The organism is Treponema sp. R6D11, from assembly GCF_054786075.1.
In genome coordinates, this window is sequence record NZ_BDHD01000820.1 from 1 (window position 1) to 496 (window position 496).

Genomic DNA, 496 nt, shown 5'->3' on the forward strand with positions numbered 1-496 from the left:
ACGCAAGATGGCGGACAGTCCACACGATTACGTTCAATTCAATCGGCGGAAGCCCCGTAACAGCGCAAGTGGTCGAGGTCGGCGGAAAAGTTATTTATCCGCCGATTCCCCAGAGGGAAAACTACCTGTTCATGTGTTGGTCTCCGAACCCCAATTTAACGGGGGAATACAATTTTAACAGCGTCGTAACGGGAAACCTCACATTATACGCAAAGTGGACGCAAGTTACAAACACGGTACGGTTTGAAACCAACGAGGCGGGAACGGTCGCCCCACAGTCCGTGAATATCGGCGGTTACGCGGCAAAGCCCGACAACCCGGAAAAAGAAGGTTACACGTTTGTCCGCTGGTGCAGCGACCCCGCCCTTACAAACGAATTTATGTTTGACGCTACTGCGGTCAATTCCCCATTGGTCATTTACGCGAAATGGGAAATAAAGTTTTTCTCCGTAACATTTGAAACGGACGGGGGCGGGACGGTCGCCCCGCAGATGAT

At 51.8% G+C, this 496-nt stretch carries 1 protein-coding gene; it reads left to right on the forward strand.

Annotated features, from left to right (window positions below; all coding sequences use genetic code 11):
* The coding region (locus tag ACYVTD_RS16305; protein ID WP_461248722.1) for an InlB B-repeat-containing protein at positions 1 to 496 on the forward strand (496 nt) is incomplete at both ends.